The organism is Embleya sp. NPDC020886, assembly GCF_044333915.1.
Lineage (GTDB): Bacteria > Actinomycetota > Actinomycetes > Streptomycetales > Streptomycetaceae > Embleya.
In genome coordinates, this window is the sequence record NZ_JBIRRX010000001.1 from 702012 (window position 1) to 722950 (window position 20939).

Genomic DNA, 20939 nt, shown 5'->3' on the forward strand with positions numbered 1-20939 from the left:
CCCGGGGGATTTTCGCCGGAGCTTTCGCGCGGCGGACCCGCGACCGGTTCGTCGTTGACACCTCGATGCCCGAAACCGACTATACGGCGCAGTGATTCGGCTGCGGGCGATATTTCGATTTCGCACCGCTTTCGAGCGTTTGACAATTCCTGACTTGGATACGTCCCGACATCGGCATCGATGCGGCGATTTCCCGTGCCCGGAACCGAAGTTCCCGAAAGCGCGGCGCCCGGTATCGCCTTCGCGCGCCCTTCGCACCGCACCGATCGTCGTCCCGCCGCACGGTTTCCCGGATGGAGGCACTCCCCCATGACGTCGCAGTCCCCGCGTCGCGATCAGGTCCTCGCAGTGAGCCCGCTGGGTCGTCCCAACGCCCGACTCGTGATCGCCGCGCATCGGGCCGGTGCGCTCGGGGTGCTCGACCTCGGCCGCGAGCGCGACGCGGCGCTCGACGCGTTGACCGAGGCATCCGGCTTGTCGTCCTTCGGTGTTCGGGTGCCGGTGGGTTGTCCGCTGCGTCCGGACGAGTTGCCCTCGCGGGTGCGGGTGGTGCTCCTGGCGCCGGACGCGCCGTGGTCGCTCGCCGCCGTCGGGCCGGGGCGGCGGGTCCTGGTCGAGGTCACCTGCGTCGAGCAGGCGCGTGCGGCGGTCGCCGCCGGGGCTGCGGGAGTGGTCGCGCGCGGCGCGGAGGGCGGTGGTCGATGCGGCGAGTTGACCACCTTCGTACTGCTTCAGCAGTTGCTCGCGGACGAGAGTGTTCCGGTGCCGGTCTGGGCGGCCGGTGGCATCGGTCCGCACACCGCCGCCGCGGCGGTCGCGGGCGGTGCCGCCGGCGTGCTGCTGGACACCCAACTGGCCCTGGTCGCGGAGAGCACCCTGCCCGCCGACGTCGCAGCGGCCGTGCGGGCGATGGACGGCAGCGAGACGGTCGTGCTCCGCGGGCATCGGGTCTACCGGCGGCCCGACCTGCCGATCGCGGAACTGGCCGAGCAGGCCGCCGACCTCGGCACCGCGCTGGGTGCGAGCGGGCTGCACCGCGAGTTGTTGCCGGTCGGCCAGGACGGCGCGTCGGCCGCCCGGCTCGCGGACCGGTACGGCACCGCCGGTCGGGTGTTGCGCGCGGTGCGCGAGGCGATCGTGGACCAGGTGGCCTCGGCCGCCCGGCACGGGGTGGGGCCGCGGCCGGCGCAGGGGCCGATGACGCGGGTGAGCGACCGGGCCGCGTTCGCGCACGCGGTGGCCCGGGAGGGCGGGCTGCCGTTCCTGGCGTTGTCGCTGCTGCGCGGCCCGCAGGTGGGCGCGCTGCTCGCCGAGACCGCCGCGCTGCTCGGCGACCTGCCGTGGGGGGTGGGCCTGCTCGGCTTCGCGCCGCCCGAGCTGCGCGAGGAGCAACTGGCCGCGGTGCTCGCGGCGCGCCCGCCGTACGCGCTGATCGCGGGTGGCCGGCCGGATCGGGCGGCGCCGTTGGAGGCCGCCGGGATCCGTACCTATCTGCATGTGCCCTCCCCCGGTTTGTTGACCCAGTTCCTGCGGGAGGGCGCCCGGCGGTTCGTCTTCGAGGGCACCGAATGTGGTGGCCATGTCGGGCCGCGCGCGAGTTTCCCGCTGTGGGAGGCACAGCTCGACGAATTGCTGACCTTCGCCGAACGACACGCGGACGCGGGCGAGTTGGACCTGTTGTTCGCGGGTGGGATCCACGACGCGCGTTCGGCCGCGATGGTGGCCGCCGCGGCGGCGCCCCTGGTCGATCGCGGTGCGTCGGTGGGCGTGTTGATGGGGACCGCGTACCTGTTCACCCGCGAGGCGGTGGACAGCGGCGCGATCGTGCCCGGCTTCCAGGCGGCGGCGGTCGAGTGTGCCTCGACCGCGCTCGTGCAGACCGCGCCCGGGCATGCCACCCGCTGTGCGGGCACGCCGTTCGTGGCCGCGTTCGAGGCCGCCCGGCGCGATCTGGAGGCGCGTGGCCTGCCGTCCCGGCAGGTCTGGGCCGAGTTGGAGCAGCTCAACCTTGGTCGGTTGCGGATCGCCGGCAAGGGGCTGCGGCGCGAGGGCGACGCCCTGGTCGAGGTGGACGCGGACGCGCAGCGCCGGGACGGGATGTTCATGCTGGGCCAGGCCGCGGTGTTGCGGTCCGCGCCGACCGATGTCGCCACACTGCACCGCGAGGTCACCATCGAGGCGGCCGCGTGGCTGGCCCGCAGGGTGCGCGAGTTGGGCGGGCCGGCCCGACCCGTTGCGGCCGGACCGCAGGATGTCGCCATCGTGGGCATGGCCTGTGTCCTGCCGGGCGCACCGGATCTGGCCGGTTACTGGCGCAACATCCTGGCCGGCGTCGACGCGGTGACCGAGGTGCCGCACGACCGCTGGGACGTGGACCGCTACTTCGCGGCCGACGCCGACCCGGGCGCGACCGCTCGCGGCTCGGTCCGCGGTGCCGCCCCCGGCGCGGTCCCGCCCGGGCGCACGCCGTCCAAGTGGGGCGGGTTCGTGCCCGCGATCGGATTCGACGCCACCGGGTACGGGATCCCGCCCGCCTCGCTGGCGGCGATCGATCCGGCCCAACTGCTCGCGCTGCACGTCGCGTCGGGGGCGCTGGCGGATGCCGGCTACGGACCGGGTCGGGCCTTCGCCCGGGAGCGCACCTCGGTGATCTTCGGCGCCGAGGCGGGCGCGGACCTGGCCGGCGCGTACGGCTTCCGCGCGTTGTTCCCGGGCTACTACGGTGCGCTTCCCGCCGATCTGGACCGGCAACTGCCGACCCCCACCGAGGACTCCTTTCCCGGCGTGCTGGCCAACGTGATCGCCGGCCGGATCGCCAACCGGCTCGATCTGGGCGGGGTCAACTACACCGTGGACGCCGCGTGTGCGGCCTCGCTGGCCGCGCTGGACCTGGCCTGCAAGGAGTTGAACACCGGCTCCAGCGATCTGGTGTTGTGCGGCGGCGTGGACACGCACAACGGGATCAACGACTTCCTGATGTTCTCCTCGGTGCGCGCCCTGTCGCCGACCGGGCGTTGCGCCACGTTCGACGCGGACGCGGACGGGATCGCGCTGGGCGAGGGCGCGGTGTGTGTGCTGCTCAAGCGACTGGCGGACGCCGAGCGCGACGGCGATCGGGTGTACGCGGTGGTCAAGGGCGTCGGCGGGTCCAGCGACGGCCGTTCGCTCGGGTTGACCGCGCCGCGCCCCGAGGGCCAGCGGCGGGCGCTGGAACGCGCGTATCGGGCGGCGGGCGTCTCGCCGGCCCGGGTCGGCCTGGTCGAGGCGCACGGTACCGGCACGGTGGTCGGCGACCGGGCCGAACTGGACACCCTCACCGCGGTGTTCACCGAGCACGGCGCGACCCCCGGCGACTGTGCGGTGGGCTCGGTGAAATCCCAGATCGGGCACACCAAGTGTGCGGCGGGCCTGGCCGGCCTGGCCAAGGCCGCGCTCGCGGTGCACTTCGGGGTGCGCCCGCCGACCCTGCACCTGCGCCGACCGTCGGACCCGGGGCCGTTCGTGTTCGACGACCGGGCCCGGCCGTGGCCCACGCCGATCACCGAACGCATCGCGGGGGTGAGTGCGTTCGGGTTCGGCGGCACCAATTTCCACGCCGTGCTGGCCGGTTCGGAGCTGTCCGGGGTGGGCGGGCCGGGGGGCGCGGACGCCGCGTGGCCGGCCGAGTTGTTCTGCTTCCGGGGCGCGGACCGTGCGGCGGCGCACGCGGCGCTGGACCGGGTCGCCGACCGGCTGGACGCGGCCGAGGACCTGCCGCTGCGCGGCCTGGCGGCGCTCGCCGCCGGGGAAGGCGCCGACGAAGTCCCGGTCTGGGTCGCCTTCGTCGCGAGCGATCACGCCGATCTGCGGATCAAGCTGATGCTGGCCCGGGCGGGTGCGGTCGATCCCGCCGGCGAGATCTTCCACCGGGGGGCGGAGGTGGGCGGGCAGGTGGCGTTCCTGTATCCCGGACAGGGCAGTCAGCGGCCCGGGATGCTCGCCGATCTGTTCGCCCGTTTCCCCGAACTGTGCGACGGGCTGCGGGACATCGACCCGGAGTGTGTGCGGGCCATGTTCCCGCCGGCCGCGTTCGGCACCGAGGCCCGGGCCGAGCAGGCGGCCCGGATCACCGACACCCGCCGCGCGCAGCCCGCGCTCGGGGTGGCCGCCGTCGCGCTGACCCGGCTGCTCGACCGGTTCGGGGTGTGGCCGGACCAGGTCGCCGGGCACAGCTACGGCGAGTTGGCCGCGCTGTGGTCGGCGGGCGTGTTGGCCACCCGGGACCTGGCTCGGCTCGGCGAGGTGCGGGCGGCCGCGGTGCTGGCCGCCGCCGGCAGCGAACCGGGCGCGATGGCGGCGGTACCGGCCGGCGCGGACCGGGTGGCCGAACTGCTGGCCGGCATCGACGGCGTCGTACTCGCCAATCGCAACACGCCGACGCAGACCGTCGTATCGGGCCCCGAGGCGGCCCTGACGGCGGCGATCGCGGCACTGGCGGCGGCCGGGCTGTCCGCACGCCGACTGCCGGTGGCGTGCGCGTTCCACAGCCCCGTGGTCGCGGCGGCGGCCGACACCCTCACGGCCGCCGTCGCCGACCTGGACGTGCGGGTGCCCAGGATCCCGGTGTGGTCCAACGCCACCGCCGAGCGCTATCCGGACGCGGCCGCCGAGGTGCGCGCGCTGATCGCCCGGCAGGTGGCCGAGCCGGTGCGCTTCGCCGAGCAGATCGAGGCGATGTACGCGGCGGGCGTGCGGATCTTCGTCGAGGCCGGGCCGGGTCGGGCGCTGACCGGCATGGTCCGGACGATCCTGGGCGACCGGCCGCACACCGCGGTGGCCTGCGACGTGCCGGGCGAGGACGGGGTGCGCCGGCTGCTCACCGCACTGGCCGAACTCGCGGTCGCCGGCGTGCCGGTGCGGGTCGCGGGCGGCCTGGCCGGTCGGGTACGGCCGGTGGACGTCGAGCCGGGCACCCGCCCGGCCTGGACCGTGGACGGCCACCTGGTGCGTACCGCCGACGGCAGGCCGGTGGCGGGCGGGCTGCATCCGGCGACCCCGGTGGCCGCCCTGTCGACCGCCGGCCCGGCGGGTGCGGCGGGGGCGCCGGCCGGGGACGCGCGGGACGCGGTGTTGCTCGAATACCTGGCCGGCGCCCGGGCCGCGGTCGCCGCCCAGCGCGAAGTACTGCTGGGCTACCTGGGCGTGCCGGGCGGGGTGCCGGAGGCGCCGGTTGTTGCGCCCGGGGCGGTGGCGGCGGGAGTTTCGCTCGGGGTGGGGCCGGGTTCCGTGACGGGGGCGACTTCGGTGGCCGGGGCGGGTGCTGTGGCCGGGCCCGGGGCCGTCGCGGCGGTCGTCCCGGTCGAGGAGCCGGGTGGGCCGCTCACCCGCGAGCACGTGTTGGCCGTGGTCCTCGACATCGTGGGTACGCGGACCGGTTATCCCGAGGACATGCTCGATCCGGCGCTGGATCTGGAGGCGGATCTGTCCGTCGACTCGATCAAGCGCACCGAGATCATCGGCGAACTGGCCTTGCGGCTGCGGCTGACGGGGGCGGTCGGGGCGGCGGGGGTGCTCGGTGCGGCGGGGGGCGCCGACGAGACGGTGATCGAGCGGCTGGCGAAGGTCAAGACGATCGACGCGATCGTGGCCGGGGTGCTGGCGGTCGACGCGGGGGCGGGCTCGGGGCCCGGCTCCGGTTCCGGCTCGGGGCCGGGCTCGGGGTCGGGGTCGGACTTGGGCTCGGGTTTCGGTTCCGGGTCGGACTCGGACTCGGACTTGGACTCGGACTCGGACTCGGGTTCCGGCTCGGGGCCGGTCCTGGGTTCCGGCTCGGGTTCGGGGGCCGGCTCGGGCGAACAGGTCGTGCCGGAGCCGCCGATCGAGCCGGTTGCCGACCGGCCCACGCGGCATCTGGTCGAGTGTGTTCCGATCGACGACCCGGTGCCCGCGGGCGAATCCGACCCGCCCATCGGCGAGGCGTTGCGTGGTCGCCGGGTGGTCCTGGTCGAGGACGGCGGCGGGATCGCCTGGGCGCTGGCCGACCTGCTCGCGCCGCACGGCGTCGTGGTCGAGACGCGCGCCCGGGACCGGGCCGAACCGGGGGACGATCGGCCGGCCCCGGCGTGGTCGCAGGTCGACACGCTGGTGCACCTGGCCGCGCTCGCCGACGGCCCGGACCCGATCCTCCCGGACGCCTTCGCGCTGCTGCGGGACGCGCTGGTGGGCGGCGTACGGCAGGTGTTCCTCGGCACCCCCGGCGGCGGCCACTTCGGCCGGGCGCCGGCCGCCACCGGGCCCGATCCGGTGCCGGGCGCGGGCCTGGCCGGGTTCGCCCGGTCCGCCGCCCTGGAGTATCCGGACCGGGTGCTGCGCGTAGTGGACCTGGATCCCAAGGAGGAACCGGCCCGCATCGCCCGGCGGCTCCTGGCCGAACTGGTCCGCACCGCAGGCCGGCCCGAGCCCGATGCGCCGGTGCTGCTCGGCCTGTCCGGCGACCGTCGGCTGACCCTGCGCACCCGCCCCGTGCCGCTCCCGGACCTGTCGCCCGCCGACCGGGACGCCCGATTGCGCGAGCGGATCGGGCCGGACGCCGTGGTACTGCTGACCGGTGGGGCACGCGGCATCACCGCCCGGGCCGCCATCGGCCTGGCCCGTGCCACCGGGTGCCACATCGAGTTGCTCGGTCGTACCGGTGACGACGGCGACCCGGAGCCCGCCGCGCTCGCCGAGGCGACCGACGTCCCCGCGCTCCGGGCCGCGTTGATCGCGACCGGGATGCGCGAGCCGGCCCGGATCGAGGCCGAGCTGACCCGGGTACTCGGTCGCCGCCAAGTCCGGGCGACGCTCGCCGAGTTGGCCGAACACGCGGCGTCGGTCCGGCTGCACGTCGCCGATGTCACCGACGCCGACGCGGTCCGCCGGACCCTGACCGGGATCGCCGAGCGACACGGCAGGCTGGACGGGATCGTGCACGGCGCCGGTGTACTGGCCGATCGGCTGCTCGCGGACAAGACCGCCGAGTCCTGCCGGCAGGTATTCGCCACCAAGGTGACCGGGGCACGGGCGCTGGTGGCCGCTCTGCGCACGCTGCGGCCGACGTTGGCACCACCGGCGTTCCTGGTCATGTTCGGCAGCGTCGCGGGGGTGTACGGCAATCGGGGACAGACCGACTACGCCGCCGCCAACGACGCGCTGGCCACGCTGGGTCGGCACTGGTCGGCGGGGTCCGAGGACACCCTCGCGCCGGTCGCGGAGCGGGTACTGACCATCGACTGGGGTCCGTGGGCGGCAAGCGGCGGCGGCATGGTCACACCGGAGTTGGCCCGCGAGTACGGCCGACGCGGCATCGCATTGATCGACCCCGAGCACGGCGTCCGGGCACTGCTCGACGAACTGATCTCGGGCCGGGACGAACAGGCCGTCTACGTATGCCTGCCGGCCTCCGAGTCGGCGCAGACCCCGACGCTCGGATCGACGCACGAGTCGATGTGGGAGTCGGAGCGCGGGTCGGTGTCCGGATGAGCGCCCGGATCGGGGGGCGCGGGCCTCGGCCCGACGATGCGGCGATCGTCGGGATGGGTGCGATCTTCCCGGGCGCGGCCGACCCGGGCGGCTTCTGGCGGTTGATCGAGTCCGGCGGCGACGCGATCACCGAGGTGCCGGCGAATCGCTGGGACCCGGCGCTCTACTACGCGCCGGGCACGGCCGGCGAGCCCGCCCGCAGCGACCGGTTCTACTGCCGGCGCGGCGGCTTCGTGGACGACCTGGCCACGTTCGACCCGGTGCGCTTCGGCATCATGCCCGCCGTGGTCGCCGGCGCCGAACCGGATCAACTGCTCGCGCTCCGGGCGGGCGCCGAGGCGATCGCCGACGCGGGCGGCGAGGCCCGGCTGCCGGACCGGTCCCGAGTCGGGGTGATCTTCGGTCGCGGCGGCTACATGGGCGTGGCCACCGCCCGGCTCGACCAACGGGTCCGTACCGCGCATCAACTCACCGCGCTGTTGGCCGAGTTGGCGCCCGAGCTGGGCCGGGCCAGGTTGACCGCGATCCGGGCGGCATTCCAGGACTCGCTCGGCCCCGAGCGGCCCGAAGCTTCGATCGGCCTGGTGCCGAGCTTCACCGCGTCCCGGATCGCCAATCGGCTCGACCTGGGCGGCCCGGCCTACACCCTGGACGCGGCCTGCGCGACCTCGCTGCTCGCGCTGGACCAGGCCGCCGCCGAGTTGCGTTCCGGACGCTGCGACGCGGTGCTCGCGGGCGCCGTGCACCACTGCCACATCGCGACGTTGTGGAGCGTGTTCACCCAGTTGCGCGCGCTCAGTGCGAGCGAGCGGATCCGGCCGTTCGACCGGGCGGCGGACGGCACGCTGATCTCCGAGGGCACCGGTGCGGTGTTGCTCAAGCGGTTCGCCGACGCCGAACGCGACGGCGACCGGGTGTACGCGGTGGTCCGTGGTGTCGGGGTCTCCAGTGACGGCCGGGCGGCGAGTCTGCTCAGCCCGCTGGTCGACGGACAGGTCAGGGCGCTGGAACAGGCTTGGCGGGTAGCCGAGTTGGATCCGACCGTACCCGGCCTGCTGGGTCTGCTGGAGGCGCACGGGACCGGCACGCCGGTCGGCGACGAGGCGGAACTGACCACGCTGGGCAAGGTCTTCGGGCCACGCTCGGGCAACAGCCCGGCCGATGTCGCGCTGGGCACGGTCAAGTCCAACATCGGCCACACCATGCAGGCCTCCGGAATGGCGGGCCTGATCAAGGCCACCCTCGCCCTGCATCACCGCACGCTCCCGCCGACCCTGCACGTGCGGAACCCGCATCCGGCCTTCACCGGCACCCGGATGCGTCCGCAGGACCACGCCGAGTCCTGGCCGGTCAACCCGGCGGGCAGCCGGCTCGCGGCGATCAACGCGTTCGGCTTCGGCGGCGTCAACGCCCACGCCGTACTCGAACAGCCGCCCACGGGACCGGCGGTCGCACTGCCGACCGAACCGGCCCGCGCACTCGCGCCGGCGATCGAGTCGGCCCGGACGGTCATACCGCCTGCCGGATCGGCCCGGGCGGTCACGCGGTCCGCCGATTCGGGGCGTGGGGTCGGGTCGATCGCCGAGTCGGACCGGGGGGTCGGGTCGATCGCCGAGTCGGACCGGGGGGTCGGGTCGATCGCCGAGTCGGACCGGGGGGTCGAGTCCGACGTGTTGACGCTGGCGGCCGGGTCGGTGGCCGAGTTGGGTCGGATGCTTGCCGAGGTTGCGGCCGGGCGGGCGGCGCCGGTGCCGCCCGGCACCGGGCCGTGTCGGCTCGCGGTCGCGAATCCGACGCGGAAGCGGCTCGCGTTGGCCGCGCGTGCGGTCGAGCGCGGTGTGCCGTGGCGCGGCCGGGCCGAGATCTGGTTCACCCCGCGCCCGTTGCTGGGCCCGTACGCGCCGAATCCCGGCCGGGTCGCGTTCCTGTTTCCCGGTCTGGAGCCGGAGATCTCACCGCGCCTGGACGACCTGGCCGACGCGTGCGGCCGGCCCCGACCCGAGCTGACCGGCGCCGAGGACCTGGTCGGCCGTGCGGTGGACGCGCTGACGGCGGGCCGCTTCCTGGCGGCCGAGTGGGAACGTGCCGGTCTGGTCCCCGATCTGCTGGCCGGGCACAGCATGGGCGAGTGGACCGCGATGGTGGTGGCCGGGATGTACCCGCGCGCTGCGGTGGACGGCTTCCTGTCCTCGCTGCGGCCGGATTCGCTGGCCGTTCCGGACCTGGTCTATGCGGCGGTGGGCTGCGGGGTGGCGGTCGCCCGACGCCACCTCGTCGGCGCCGACTCGGTGGTGGTCTCACACGACAACTGCCCGAACCAGAGCGTGTTGTGCGGTCCGGCCGAAGCGGTCTCCGAAGTGCTGGGCCGGTTGCGCCGGGAGTGCGTCGTGGGTGGCGAGCTGCCGTTCCGCTCCGGATTCCACACCCCGATGTGGGCGCCCTACCTCGGGCAGGTCGCCGACGCGTTCGAGCAACTCCCGCTGCGGGAACCTCGGATGCCGGTGTGGTCGGCGACCGGCATCGCGCCCTATCCGACGGAAGCGGCAGCCGTCCGCGAATTGACCGTGCGTCATCTTCTGGAGCCGGTCCGGTTCCGGGAGTTGATCGAGGAGCTGTACGCGCAGGGTGTGCGGGTGTTCGTCCAGCCGGGTGCGGGCAGCCTGGTCGGCTTCGTGCACGACACGCTGCGCGGCTGCGACGCGCTGGCCGTCGCCGCGCACTCGACGCTGCGGCCGGGCCTGGCGGGCTTCCGTCGCGCCACGGCGGCGCTGTGGGTGGAAGGCGCGGCAATCGACCCGGCCGGGCCGACGGACCCACGTACGTCCGCGATCGAGGTGACCGGCCGGGCAGGCACGCATGCGCCCACGAACCACTCGACCGGCCCCGCGAGCACGGAGCCGTCGACAAACCACTCGACCGGCCCCGCGAGCACCGATGCGCGCCGGCACCACCGAGCCGGCCCCGCGAGCACGCCCTCGCCCACGACCGAGGTACCCGGGCCGGCGCCCGCACGCGCGGCCGACCTCGCCGCTGCCCCCGCCCGCGTCCCCGCACCCGCCCCGGCGCCGTCCGGGGCGATGGTCCGGCTCGATCTCGGCTCGCCGGTGGTCGCGTTGGGCTCGGCCGCCGGGCCGCTGCGGCTGACCGATTCGGTGCGGTCGACCTCCTCGGCCGTCGCGCCCGCCTCCGGGCATCCGGTGCTCGCGGCCTTCCGCGCCGTGCTCACCGAGGCCGACCGCGCGGTCACCGACGTCGTCGGCCCGGGCCTCGCGGGAAACGAGGTCACCGACCGCCTGCACCTGCCGCCGACACCGGCACCCGCATTCGCCGACGCCGAACAGGGCCGCGCGTACCGCAGCCCGGGCCTCGCAAGGGCCGAGGTCTCCGGCCTCCCCCACCCGCCGCCGGCACCCGCATCCGCCGACGCCCGACAGCACCGCCCCTACCGCTTCTCTCTGGCCGAGTTCCCCTACGTCCGCGACCACTGCGTCTACGAGCAGCCCGACTGGTGGCCGGAACCGGCGGACCGGTTCCCGGTGTTGCCGATGACCACGCTGATTCTGCTGGCCGGCGAGGCGGCGGTCGCGGCGGACGGGCCGGGTCGGGTGGTCGCGGGGTACCGGGACGTGCGCTCGTTGCGCTGGTTGCCGGTGGCGCCGCCGACCGACACCGAGTTGGTCCGTACGCCGCTGACCGCCGAGCGGGTCCGGATCGAGTTCGGCCACCACATGTCCGCCGAGGTACTGCTCGCGGACCACCGGGCCCGCCCCGCGCCGCCCGCCGACCGTACGCCGCTGGCCGGCGAGGGCCCCGCACCGGTGTGCGCCCGGGATCTGTACCGCGATCGCTGGATGTTCCACGGCCCCGGCTTCGCCGGGATCGACCAGGTGCTGACCGTCGCCGACGACGGCATCCGCGGCCTCGTCCGAGCCCTGCCCGCACCGGGCGCGCTGCTCGATGCGGCCGGGCAACTCCTGGGCCACTGGATGCAGTTGCGCCTGGACACCGATCGCCTCGTCTTCCCGATGTCGGTCGCGGCGATCGACGAGTACGGGCCGCCACCCGCGCCGGGCGCGCAACTGCTGGCCACCGCGCGGATCCGGGAGGTTCGGCCGACCACCGTGCGCGGTGACGTCGAACTCGTGGACCCGGCCACCGGCGCGGTGCGGATCGTGGTGCGCGACTGGGTCTACCGCCGGTTCGCCGCCGACGAGCGGGTGTGGCCGATGAAGTTCACCCCGCACACCACCGGCATCGCCGAGCCGCAGCCCGAGGGTTGGTGTCTGCTGCGTACCCGCTGGCCCGACCCGGCAGCGCAGGACCTGGTGACCCGCCGTTACCTGGACACCACCGAGCAGGCCGAGTTCGCCGCCGCGGCGCCTCGGGAACGGCGGGGTCGGCTGCTCCGGCGGGTCGTGGTCAAGGACGCCGTCCGGCAGTACCTGTGGGCACGCGGACACGGCCCGCTGTATCCCGTGCAGGTCCGGATCGACTCCGACGACACGGACCGCCCGCTCGCGCACGTGATCGTCGAGCCCGGCACCCACGCACCGGCCCCGCCGCACGTGTCCGTCGCGCACAGTCGTCGATTGGCCGTCGCCGCCGCGAGCGCGGCACCGATCGGCATCGACATCGCCCTGCTCGACCCCGCCGCCGACGTCACGGCCCTCGAACACGACTCACTGACCGCCGACGAACGCCGGCTGCTGGACCGGCTCGTGGACCGCGAGCCGCAGGCGCGGCACGTGTGGCTGCTGCGTTTCCGGTGCGCCAAGGAGGCGGCCGGCCGGGCACACGGCACCGACCCGACCGGCCGACCGGCGCACCGGGTCGTGACCTCGGCCCACCCGACCGGCCCGCACGACGCCGAGGTGTCGGTGCGCACCGGCCCGCCCGACGGCGCCGAACACCCGGTCCACACCCGGGTCGTGGCGGATCCCGCCGGCGACCGGATCGACCGCTACGTGGTCGCGTGGACGAACGCCCGGCCCGACGAGCACCGCAACGGTTTCCCCACCACCTCACATGGGAGCACCCGATGAGCGCGGACCCGCATGCCGACCGGATCCTGGCCGAGGTCGCCGGGATGCTCGCCGAGATCGTCGGCGAGGAACTGCTGATCGCCGCCGAGATCACCCCGGACAGCGGCTTCGACGACGATCTGGCGCTGGAGAGCATCGAGTTCGTCGCCCTGGCCGGACGGCTCCAGGAGCACTACGGCGACCGGGTCGACTTCATCGCCTTCCTCGCCGACCTGGAGATCGAGGAGATCATGGCGATGACCGTCGGCCGACTCGTGGACCACATCGCGGCCCGCACCCGCACCGAGGCGCTGGACGGTGCCCGATGAGCGAGGTGCACGCGAACGGTTTGCGCTTTCACGTCCAGCGGCTGGGCCCGCCCGCCGACCGGCCCACGCTGCGCACGCCGGTGGTCTTCCTGCACGGGCTGGTCCTGGACAACCTCTCCAGCTTCTACTACACGCTGGCCGCGCCGATCGCCCGGGCGGGCTCCGAGGTGGTGCTGTACGACCAGCGCGGACACGGGCGCACCGAGCGGCCCCGGACCGGCTACGACCCGGACACCGCGGTCGCCGACCTGGCCGCGCTGCTGAAGGCGTGCGACGTGCCGACCCCGGTACACCTGGTCGGCAACAGCTTCGGCGGCCTGATCGCGCTGCACGCCGCCCGGACCCGGCCCGACCTGGTGGCGAGCCTGGTGCTGATCGAGGGACAGTGCCTGGACCTCCGCACCGACGCCGAACCCACCGGCACCGAGCCCACCGAAGCCGAGCCCTACGCAGGCGGCTGGGTCGAGGAAATGGCCAACACGCTCAACCTGGCCGCGCTCGGCCTGGAAGCGCATCCCGGCCCCGAACGCCTGCCCACCGGCCCCGCGCGCAAGGCGGCCCGGCTCCGGGCCGGCGCCGACGCGCTCCTGAACGGCACCACCCTGATCGAGGACGTCACCCTGCTGCGCGCCCCGACCGAGCCCGAACTGGTCGACCTGGCCTGCCCGGTCCTGGCCATCTACGGCGAACTGTCCGAACTGGCGCCACCCGCACGCCGGTTGTCCGAGTTGTTGGCGAACTGCACGCTCACCGTCCTGCCCGGCGTCGCGCACACCGTGCTGCGCGAGGCCACCGCGCCCGTGCTGGGCGCACTGCTCGACTGGCTGGTGCGGCACGAGCCGGCCGGGACGCGGTCCGGGGTCGGCCGATGAGATTCATGTTCGTGGTCCCGCCGTTCGCCGGACACGTCAACCCGACCGTCGCGGTCGCCGCGGCGCTCGTCGAGCGCGGGCACGAGGCGGTGTGGTGCGGGCCGCCCGAGGTCCTGGAGCTGCTCCCGCTCGGCGCCCGGTTGTTCGCCACCGGCGACGCCCCGGATCCCGCCGGCGGCTACTCCGCACTGCACGCGAATTGGCAACGACTGCGCGGGGTGGCCGCGTTGCGTTTCCTGGTCGAGGAGACCCTGGTGCCGCTCGCGCACGCGATGTTGCCCGGGGTCCGGGCGGCCGTTGCCGGCTACCGGCCGGACGTGATCGTGGCCGATCAGCAGACCTTCGCCGGCGCGTTCGCCGCGGTCCGGGCCGGCGTGCCGTGGGCCACCTCGGCGACCACCTCGGCCGAGTTCACCCGGCCACTGGTGGGCTTCCCGAAGGTGGCCGACTGGGTGCGGGCCCGGATCGCCGAGGCGGCGATCGCGGCCGGCGTACCCGCCGACTGTGATCCGCGTTTCTCCGCGCGGCTCGTGTTGATCTTCTCCACTCCGGAACTGGTCGGGCTGACCGAGCCGGTCCCGGCGCACCACTGCTACGTCGGCCCCGCGTTCGGTGCCAGGCCGGTGGCGGTGGACTTCCCGTGGGATCGGCTCGACCCGAATCGACGTCGGATCCTGGTCTCGCTCGGCACCCTCAACCGCGAGGCGGGCGACCGGTTCTATCCCGCCGTGGTGGCCGCCACCCGACCGCTCGCCGACCGACTCCAACTCATCCTGGCCGCCCCCGAGCGGCTGGCCGGCGAGCCCGCCGAGCACGTCCTGGTCCGCGAGTTCGTGCCCCAACTCGCGCTGCTCCCGCACCTGGACGCGGTGGTCACGCACGGCGGCCACAACACCGTGTGCGAGGCGCTCGCGTTCGGCCTGCCGCTGGTGCTCGCGCCGATCCGCGACGACCAGCCGATCGTGGCGCGCCAGGTGGTGGCCGCAGGGGCCGGGGTCCGGGTGCGCTTCGGCCGCGCGCACGTGCCCGAACTGCGCGCGGCCGTGACCGACGCGCTGGATCGTCCGGAGCTGCGCGCGGGTGCCCGCCGGGTGCGCGCCTCGTTCGCCGCGGCCGGCGGCGCCGGCGCCGCCGCCGACCGTCTGGAGAAGTTGTGCTGAACCCCGTCGCCGGGCCGTTCCCGTGGCTCGCCCTGCTGATCGGCCTCGGCCTGCTGGGCGGCACTCGCACGCTGCGCCGCCGACTGCGCGCACTGCCCTCCCTGCCCACCGCGCCCACCGACAACCGCGCGCCGGACGCCTGGACCTGCGTGGCCGCGACCGGGGTCCGCCCGGACGAGTCCACCATCCGCGACGCCGTCGCCCACGCCGAACTGCATCGACTGCTGCTGCTCGACCTGGTCCCCGGCGACCTGCCCGCCGACGAACTGCTGACCCTGCTCGGCCGGTTGGACCCGGAGCGCAACCGTCGCGACCCGCTCGCCCGGGCCCGAGGCGCGGGCCACGCGCTGCTCGTACACACGGACGTGCTGCGCCGCGCCGACGTCCCGGCCGCCGACCTGGTCGACCTCGACGCCGCCGAGTTGATCGAACTCGGCGCCCGCCTCAAACCGTTCGCCGCCCTGAGCACCGGCCACGCGGTCGCGCCCGGCCTGGTCGCGGCACCTACCGATCCCGCGCTGCGCAAGCGCCGGCTGCGGGCGCTGGGCGTGCCGGTGTGGCCGACCATGATCGGCAACCTGGGCGAGGCCGCCGCCTACACCGGGGCGTGTACGGCCACCCCGTTCTGGGGCGCCTGGGCCCTGCTGGCCATGTGGGTCCAGCCGTACGCGGTGGTGGCCGGCCGCTCGCCGGTGCGTCCGCGCGACCTGGGCCGGGCCACCGCACTGCGGCCGATCCTGGCCGGATGGCGCTGGGTGCGCGCGGTGTCCGGGCCCCGCCCGGCCCGGGCCGCCACCCCGGCGGTGGACCCGGCGAAGCTGCGCCCCGCGTACGCGCGCAGCGTCGCGAACGGCCTGGACGCCTTCTTCGAGGACCGCCGGGACACCTGCCCGTGGTGCGGCTCCACCCGGCTCGCGGTGCGCAGTCGGGTCGGCGACCACCTCCAGGGCAAACCGGGCCGGTTCACCCTGGAGCGCTGCCGGGACTGCGCTCACGTGTTCCAGAATCCCCGCCTGTCCCCGGCCGGACTGGACTACTACTACCGGGACTTCTACGACGGCCTCGGCGGCCCGGGCGCCGAGGCGCTGTTCGGCACCATGTCGCGCACCTACCGGGCCCGCGCCGACCTGGTGCGCCGGCACGTGCCGGCGGACCGCCCCCCGTGCGCCTGGTTGGACGTGGGCACCGGGCACGCGCACATGTGCGTGGTCGGCAAGACCGTGCTGCCGGACACCGTCTTCGACGGCCTCGACCTCGGCGACGGGGTCGGGCAGGCCGAGCGGCGCGGCTGGATCCGGACCGCGTATCGCGGCCAATTCCCGGAGCTGGCGGACGAGTTGGCCGGCGGTTACGACGTGGTCGGCATGCACCACTACCTGGAGCACACTCGCGATCCCTTCGCCGAGCTGGATGCCGCCGCCAAGGTCCTGGTACCGGGCGGCCGGCTGCTGATCGAACTGCCCGACCCGGACTGCACGTACGGCCGACTGCTGCGCGGCCTGTGGTTGCCGCAGTTCCAGCCCCAGCACCAGCACCTGATGCCCTGGCGCAACCTCGAAGTCGCGCTCAACGCACGCGGGTTCACCGTGCTCGCGCGTGAGCACGGCCGGGCCCACCAGGGCAACGACTTCATCGGCGCGGTGTCCCAGGCCCTCACCGCGCTCGCGCCGAACCCGGCAATGCCGTGGATCGCCGGCGGGCCGACCCCGCTGCGCCGGATCCGCCGCGCCGTGCTGGTCGCCCTGTCCGTCCCGTGCTTCGTGGTGGCCGTACTGCTCGACGCGGTCGCCCTGCTGTTCGCGCACGTCGCCGGCGAGCACGGCGGCAGCAACGCCTACCGTCTCCTCGCCCGAAAGGACCCGGGATGACCCGCCCGTCGACCACGCCGACCACGGCGGCGGCACTGCCCACCACACGCGGTGCGGCGCCGGTGCTGCGCCTGGTGCCGTTCGCGTTCGCGCAGGCTTTCGGCCGACCGCCGGCCGGGGTCTGGTCCGCGCCGTACGTGCTGCGCCTGTCGGGTTCGCGAGGGAGGTCGGGCACCGCGGTGGCACTGTCCTGGCGGGTGGTGGTGGCCGCCGCGCCGCGCACGGACGGTGTGCTGCGGGTGGGCTCGATCGACCGCCCAAACGAGGGGGTGGAGTTGGACCCAGCGGGCGAGGTCGGCCCGGTCCCGGACTGGGTCCGGCCGGTGCTCGCCGGCACCACCGGGGCGGGTGGGCTGGATCTGCTGGTGCACACCGACCTGCCGGACAGCACCGGTCTGTCCGCGTCGATCCCGCTGACCTGCACGGCCGCACTGATCGAGGCTGCCTTCCACGACCCGGTGAAGAGCGCCGGCCGGCGGGCCCGGATCCGGCTCGCCGATTTGCCGTTGGGCGCGGTCGCGCTGTTCGGCCGGCCCGGCCACGTCGCCCTGATCGAGGACCGCGCGGGCGAGCCGACCCACGTGCCGTTCGATCCGGATCGGCTCGGCCTGCGGATCGTGCTGGCGGTGCCCCGCCGGCCCGCCGGCGACGCCGACCCGGCCGGCGGCGCGGCCGTCGACCGAACCGCCCACCCGTCCCCGCCGGCGCGCAACGCACTGGCCGCGGGCGCGATCGAGGCCCGGCCGCTGGGTGCGGGCGGGTCCACGATCGCGGTGGTGCCGGGCGCGGCGCTGGCCGCTGTACGCCGGGCGTTGGTGGACACCTACACCCGGGCCGGCGAACCGGCGCCGCGGGTACTCAGCGCCTGGGTCGGGTCCCCCTGCACCCGGGTGGCGTAGGGCGGGCCCGGCCGGTCCTCAGCCGCGGTCGAACGCGCCGACCCTCACACGTACTCCATCTCCTGAACGCCCTGGCGTCGGGTGTAGTCGAGCAGCGCCCGCACCTCCCGACTGATCGGCCCGCGCCCGCGCACCAGGCCGACCGTCCGGATCAGCCGAGGACTCATCGACCGCACGGCGACACTCGACGCGAACGGCTGGGCCAGGTCGGCGTACCACAACACCGAGCCGTGCCCGGCCACCACGCACGGGATCCAGGCGCCACGATCGTCGGTCTCCATCGCGACCGTCGGCCGCGCCCCGGCCGTGGCGAACAACATCTCGAAGTCGGCCCGCCGCGCGCTGCGCCGGGGCGGCAGGATCATCGGCAGCCCGTCCAGGTCCGTCCAGGAGACCGGATCCGGCAGTCGGGTGTGCTTCGGCGAGACCAACACCACCTCGTACGAGCGCAGCGGCAATACCTCGAAGCCGCCGGGCGCGGGCAGATCCACCAGCGCGATGTCCGTCTCGCCGGAGCGCAGCGACGCGAACAGCGCGTCGCGGCTGTCCTGTCGGTCCACCACGATGTGCAACTCCGGGTGCAGCTTGGCCAGACCGGGGAGCAGGCCACTGGTGCACTCGATCGCCAGCGTGGCGGTCGCGGCGAGGTGCACGGTGTCGCGGTAGGTCGGTTCCTCCGCCTGCACGATGTCCTTGATCGCCTGCACTCCGCGCAGCACCTTGCGGGCGAGATTGACCACCTGCGCGCCGGCCGCCGTCGGCACCAGGCCGCGGCCGACCCGGGTGAACAGGACCACGTTCAGCTCGCGTTCCAGGCTCTGCAACGATCGGGACAGGGCCGGCTGGACCACGAAGAGTTCCTGGGCGGCACCGGTCATGCTGCCGTGTTCGGCCACGGCGATGAGGTAGCGCAACTGTTGGAGGGTCACGGGGTATCGCCGCCTTGGCCCGGGCCCCGGGCCGCGAAGGTTCGATCATGCGCTCGGATCCGGCTTGGCTCTCGGTGTGCCGCACGGTGGCTGTCGACCATGGTGTTCCTCCAAGGTGTGCCGTGGTGCCGGGGGGCGAATGAAGAGGTGACGCGGTGCGGCCGGGCGGGCCGCGCGGCGCCCGAGGCACATGCCCCGAGCGCCGAGCCGACCGGCCCGGCGGAAGTGGTGCGCTTCGACTGTGGGTCAGAACCAGCTAACGGTCCAGGGGAACGACGCGGTGGTTTTGGCCCCGCTGGAGTCGGTGGCGGTGACCTCGACGGCGAACGTGCCCACTCCCCACGCCCGACCCGAGACCACACACGAGAGCGGATTCAGGAACAACCCCGCCGGGAGACTGCGCCCCGCACACGAATACGGTCCGCTCCCACCGGAGACCCGAAGCGTCAGGTCCACCTGCTGGTTGAACTTCGACCGGGTGAGCCGATCGGGGGACGAATCCTCGGCCGGTTTTCGGAATGTGATCTGTTCATGTTTCCAGGAGATGAGGCCGATCTCACCCACGTCCAATACCGGTCCGGCATGCATTCATGACGGACGGACATGTGTGCGCCGGCACCGCACCGCTTGGGCATCGGTGCATGAGCGCTGGTTCTGAGTGCGACCGGGCGCACCCGGGCCGGCCGGCTCGGCCGGCGCCGTTCCCGGCCAGTTCAGGCCCGGCAGCGCCCCGGTGGCGGGCCCGGCGGACCGCGGTGCCGGCCGTTCCGTTACCCGCGACGGACGTTGATTCCGCAGGTCACCGCATCCACGCTGCGATTCCGCTTCGTCCACGCCCAAGGAGGCGCCAGGTCATGTCCGACTCCGGATCCAGGTCCCGGTCGACGGCCCGGGGCAAGCCCCGATCGGCCAAACTCGTCGCGTTGTCCGTCGGGTTCGCGCTCGGCGCGATCGCCGGCGTCACCGCTCCCGCCTCGGCCGGCCCACCCGACCGGGCACCGGCGGCGGTCGCCGCCGCGATCCCGCGCTACGACCACGTGGTGGTCGTCGTGCACGAGAACAGCAACTACGAGGAGATCATCGGAAGTTCGCAGGCGCCCTACCTCAACCAGTTGGCCGCCGGCGGAGCCTCCCTGACCGACTTCCACGGCGAGACCCACCCCAGTCAGCCCAACTACCTGGCGATGTTCTCCGGTTCCACGCAGGGCGTCACCGGTGACGAGTGTCCGCCGCCCGGCGCGCCGTACACCGCGGACAACCTCGGTCGGCAGCTCATCGACGCGGGTGTCACGTGGGGCAGTTACAACGAGGACTGGTCGGCGGCGAACCCGGGGGTGTGCACGAGTGGTTCGTACGCACGCAAGCACAACCCGTGGTTGTCCTTCTCGAACGTGCCCGCCGCCACCACCTATCCGGTCACCGCGTTCCCGACCGACTACAACACCCTGCCCACGGTCTCGTACGTGGTGCCCAACCTGTGCAACGACATGCACGACCGCCTGTTCAACTCGGCCTGTGGCATCTCCACCGGGGACACCTGGACCCGGAACAAGCTGAGCGGCTACGCGGAGTGGGCGAAGACGCACAACAGCCTGCTCGTGGTCACCTGGGACGAGGACAACTTCCGCAGCGAGAACCGGATCGCGACCATCCTGTACGGCGCGCACGTCAAGCCCGGCCAATACCCGGGCCGCAAGGACCACTACAGCCTGCTGCGCACCTTCGAGGACATGTACGGCACCCGGCGCTCCGGCCAGGCCGCGACCGCGACCCCGATCACCGAGATCTGGCAGGACGGCAATCCGTCGTCGGTGTCGGTGGTGAGTCCGGGTGCGCAGGCGGGGTCGGTGGGTGTGCCGGTGTCGTTGGCGGTGCAGGTGTCGGGTGGTACGGGTCCGTACACGTGTGTGTTCCAGGGGTTGCCGGCGGGGTTGGCGGCTTCGGGTGGCGGGTGTGTGGTGTCGGGTTCGCCGACCGCGGCCGGGAGTTCGCAGGTGTCGGTGACGGCGACGGACAGTGCCGGCGCGGTGTCGGCTCCGGTGTCGTTCGGGTGGACGATCTCGTCGACGCCCTCGGGTGGGGTGGTGATCGCGAGTCCGGGGCCGCAGGTGTCGAAGTTCAACCAGCAGGTGAATCTGACGCTTCGGGTCTCCGGTGGGAGCGGACCGTATTCGTGTGGGGGGCGCAATCTCCCGGCGGGGTTGTTCCTGAATCCGCTCTCGTGTGTGGTCTCGGGTCGGGCGTGGGGAGTGGGCACGTTCGCCGTCGAGGTCACCGCCACCGACTCCACCGGCGCCAAGGGCACGGTCGCGTTCCCCTGGACCGTGAGCTGGTTCTGATCGTTCGACGCATCGTCGAATA

The 20939-nt window shown here is 74.2% G+C and carries 10 protein-coding genes; 8 read left to right on the plus strand and 2 right to left on the minus strand.

All coding sequences use genetic code 11. The features are described from left to right. Window positions 1-309: 309 nt before the first annotated feature. The 7 genes from ACH4U8_RS02965 to ACH4U8_RS02995 are packed head-to-tail and all read left to right on the plus strand — an operon-like array spanning window position 310 to window position 17649. Window positions 310-7500 (plus strand): SDR family NAD(P)-dependent oxidoreductase, encoded by a 7191-nt coding sequence (locus ACH4U8_RS02965; RefSeq protein WP_395775648.1) that lies wholly within the window; start codon window positions 310-312, stop codon window positions 7498-7500. Between the two features lie 53 nt (window positions 7501-7553). Beyond that, window positions 7554-12542 (plus strand): beta-ketoacyl synthase N-terminal-like domain-containing protein, encoded by a 4989-nt coding sequence (locus tag ACH4U8_RS02970; protein ID WP_395775649.1) that lies wholly within the window; start codon window positions 7554-7556, stop codon window positions 12540-12542. Beyond that, the gene (locus ACH4U8_RS02975) at window positions 12539-12850 is read left to right on the plus strand and encodes a phosphopantetheine-binding protein (protein WP_360310364.1); all 312 of its coding nucleotides are present in this window, start codon (window positions 12539-12541) and stop codon (window positions 12848-12850) included. The genes ACH4U8_RS02970 and ACH4U8_RS02975 overlap by 4 nt, the downstream gene beginning before the upstream one ends. Continuing rightward, complete coding sequence (locus ACH4U8_RS02980) at window positions 12847-13722, plus strand: alpha/beta fold hydrolase (protein ID WP_395775650.1); 876 nt, start codon at window positions 12847-12849, stop codon at window positions 13720-13722. The genes ACH4U8_RS02975 and ACH4U8_RS02980 overlap by 4 nt, the downstream gene beginning before the upstream one ends. Further along, window positions 13719-14882: a glycosyltransferase gene (locus ACH4U8_RS02985; RefSeq protein ID WP_395775651.1), complete on the plus strand. Its 1164-nt coding sequence runs from the start codon at window positions 13719-13721 to the stop codon at window positions 14880-14882. Before ACH4U8_RS02980 ends, ACH4U8_RS02985 begins: the two co-directional genes overlap by 4 nt. Continuing rightward, window positions 14876-16750: a methyltransferase domain-containing protein gene (locus tag ACH4U8_RS02990; protein WP_395775652.1), complete on the plus strand. Its 1875-nt coding sequence runs from the start codon at window positions 14876-14878 to the stop codon at window positions 16748-16750. Before ACH4U8_RS02985 ends, ACH4U8_RS02990 begins: the two co-directional genes overlap by 7 nt. Then, a complete protein-coding gene (locus ACH4U8_RS02995; RefSeq protein WP_395775653.1) occupies window positions 16747-17649 on the plus strand; it encodes a hypothetical protein in 903 nt (300 codons plus the stop codon). The genes ACH4U8_RS02990 and ACH4U8_RS02995 overlap by 4 nt, the downstream gene beginning before the upstream one ends. A gap of 44 nt (window positions 17650-17693) precedes the next feature. On the opposite strand, the gene ACH4U8_RS03000 is transcribed toward ACH4U8_RS02995, so the two are convergent. Both ACH4U8_RS03000 and ACH4U8_RS03005 read right to left on the minus strand, forming a co-directional pair. Further along, window positions 17694-18578, minus strand: coding sequence for a LysR family transcriptional regulator (locus tag ACH4U8_RS03000; RefSeq protein WP_395775654.1), 885 nt, complete (start codon window positions 18576-18578; stop codon window positions 17694-17696). Between the two features lie 246 nt (window positions 18579-18824). After that, window positions 18825-19142: an Ig domain-containing protein gene (locus ACH4U8_RS03005; protein WP_395775655.1), complete on the minus strand. Its 318-nt coding sequence runs from the start codon at window positions 19140-19142 to the stop codon at window positions 18825-18827. 290 nt (window positions 19143-19432) lie between these two features. On the opposite strand from ACH4U8_RS03005, the gene ACH4U8_RS03010 reads away from it, so the two are divergent. After that, window positions 19433-20917 (plus strand): alkaline phosphatase family protein, encoded by a 1485-nt coding sequence (locus ACH4U8_RS03010; protein WP_395775656.1) that lies wholly within the window; start codon window positions 19433-19435, stop codon window positions 20915-20917. Window positions 20918-20939 lie beyond the last annotated feature (22 nt).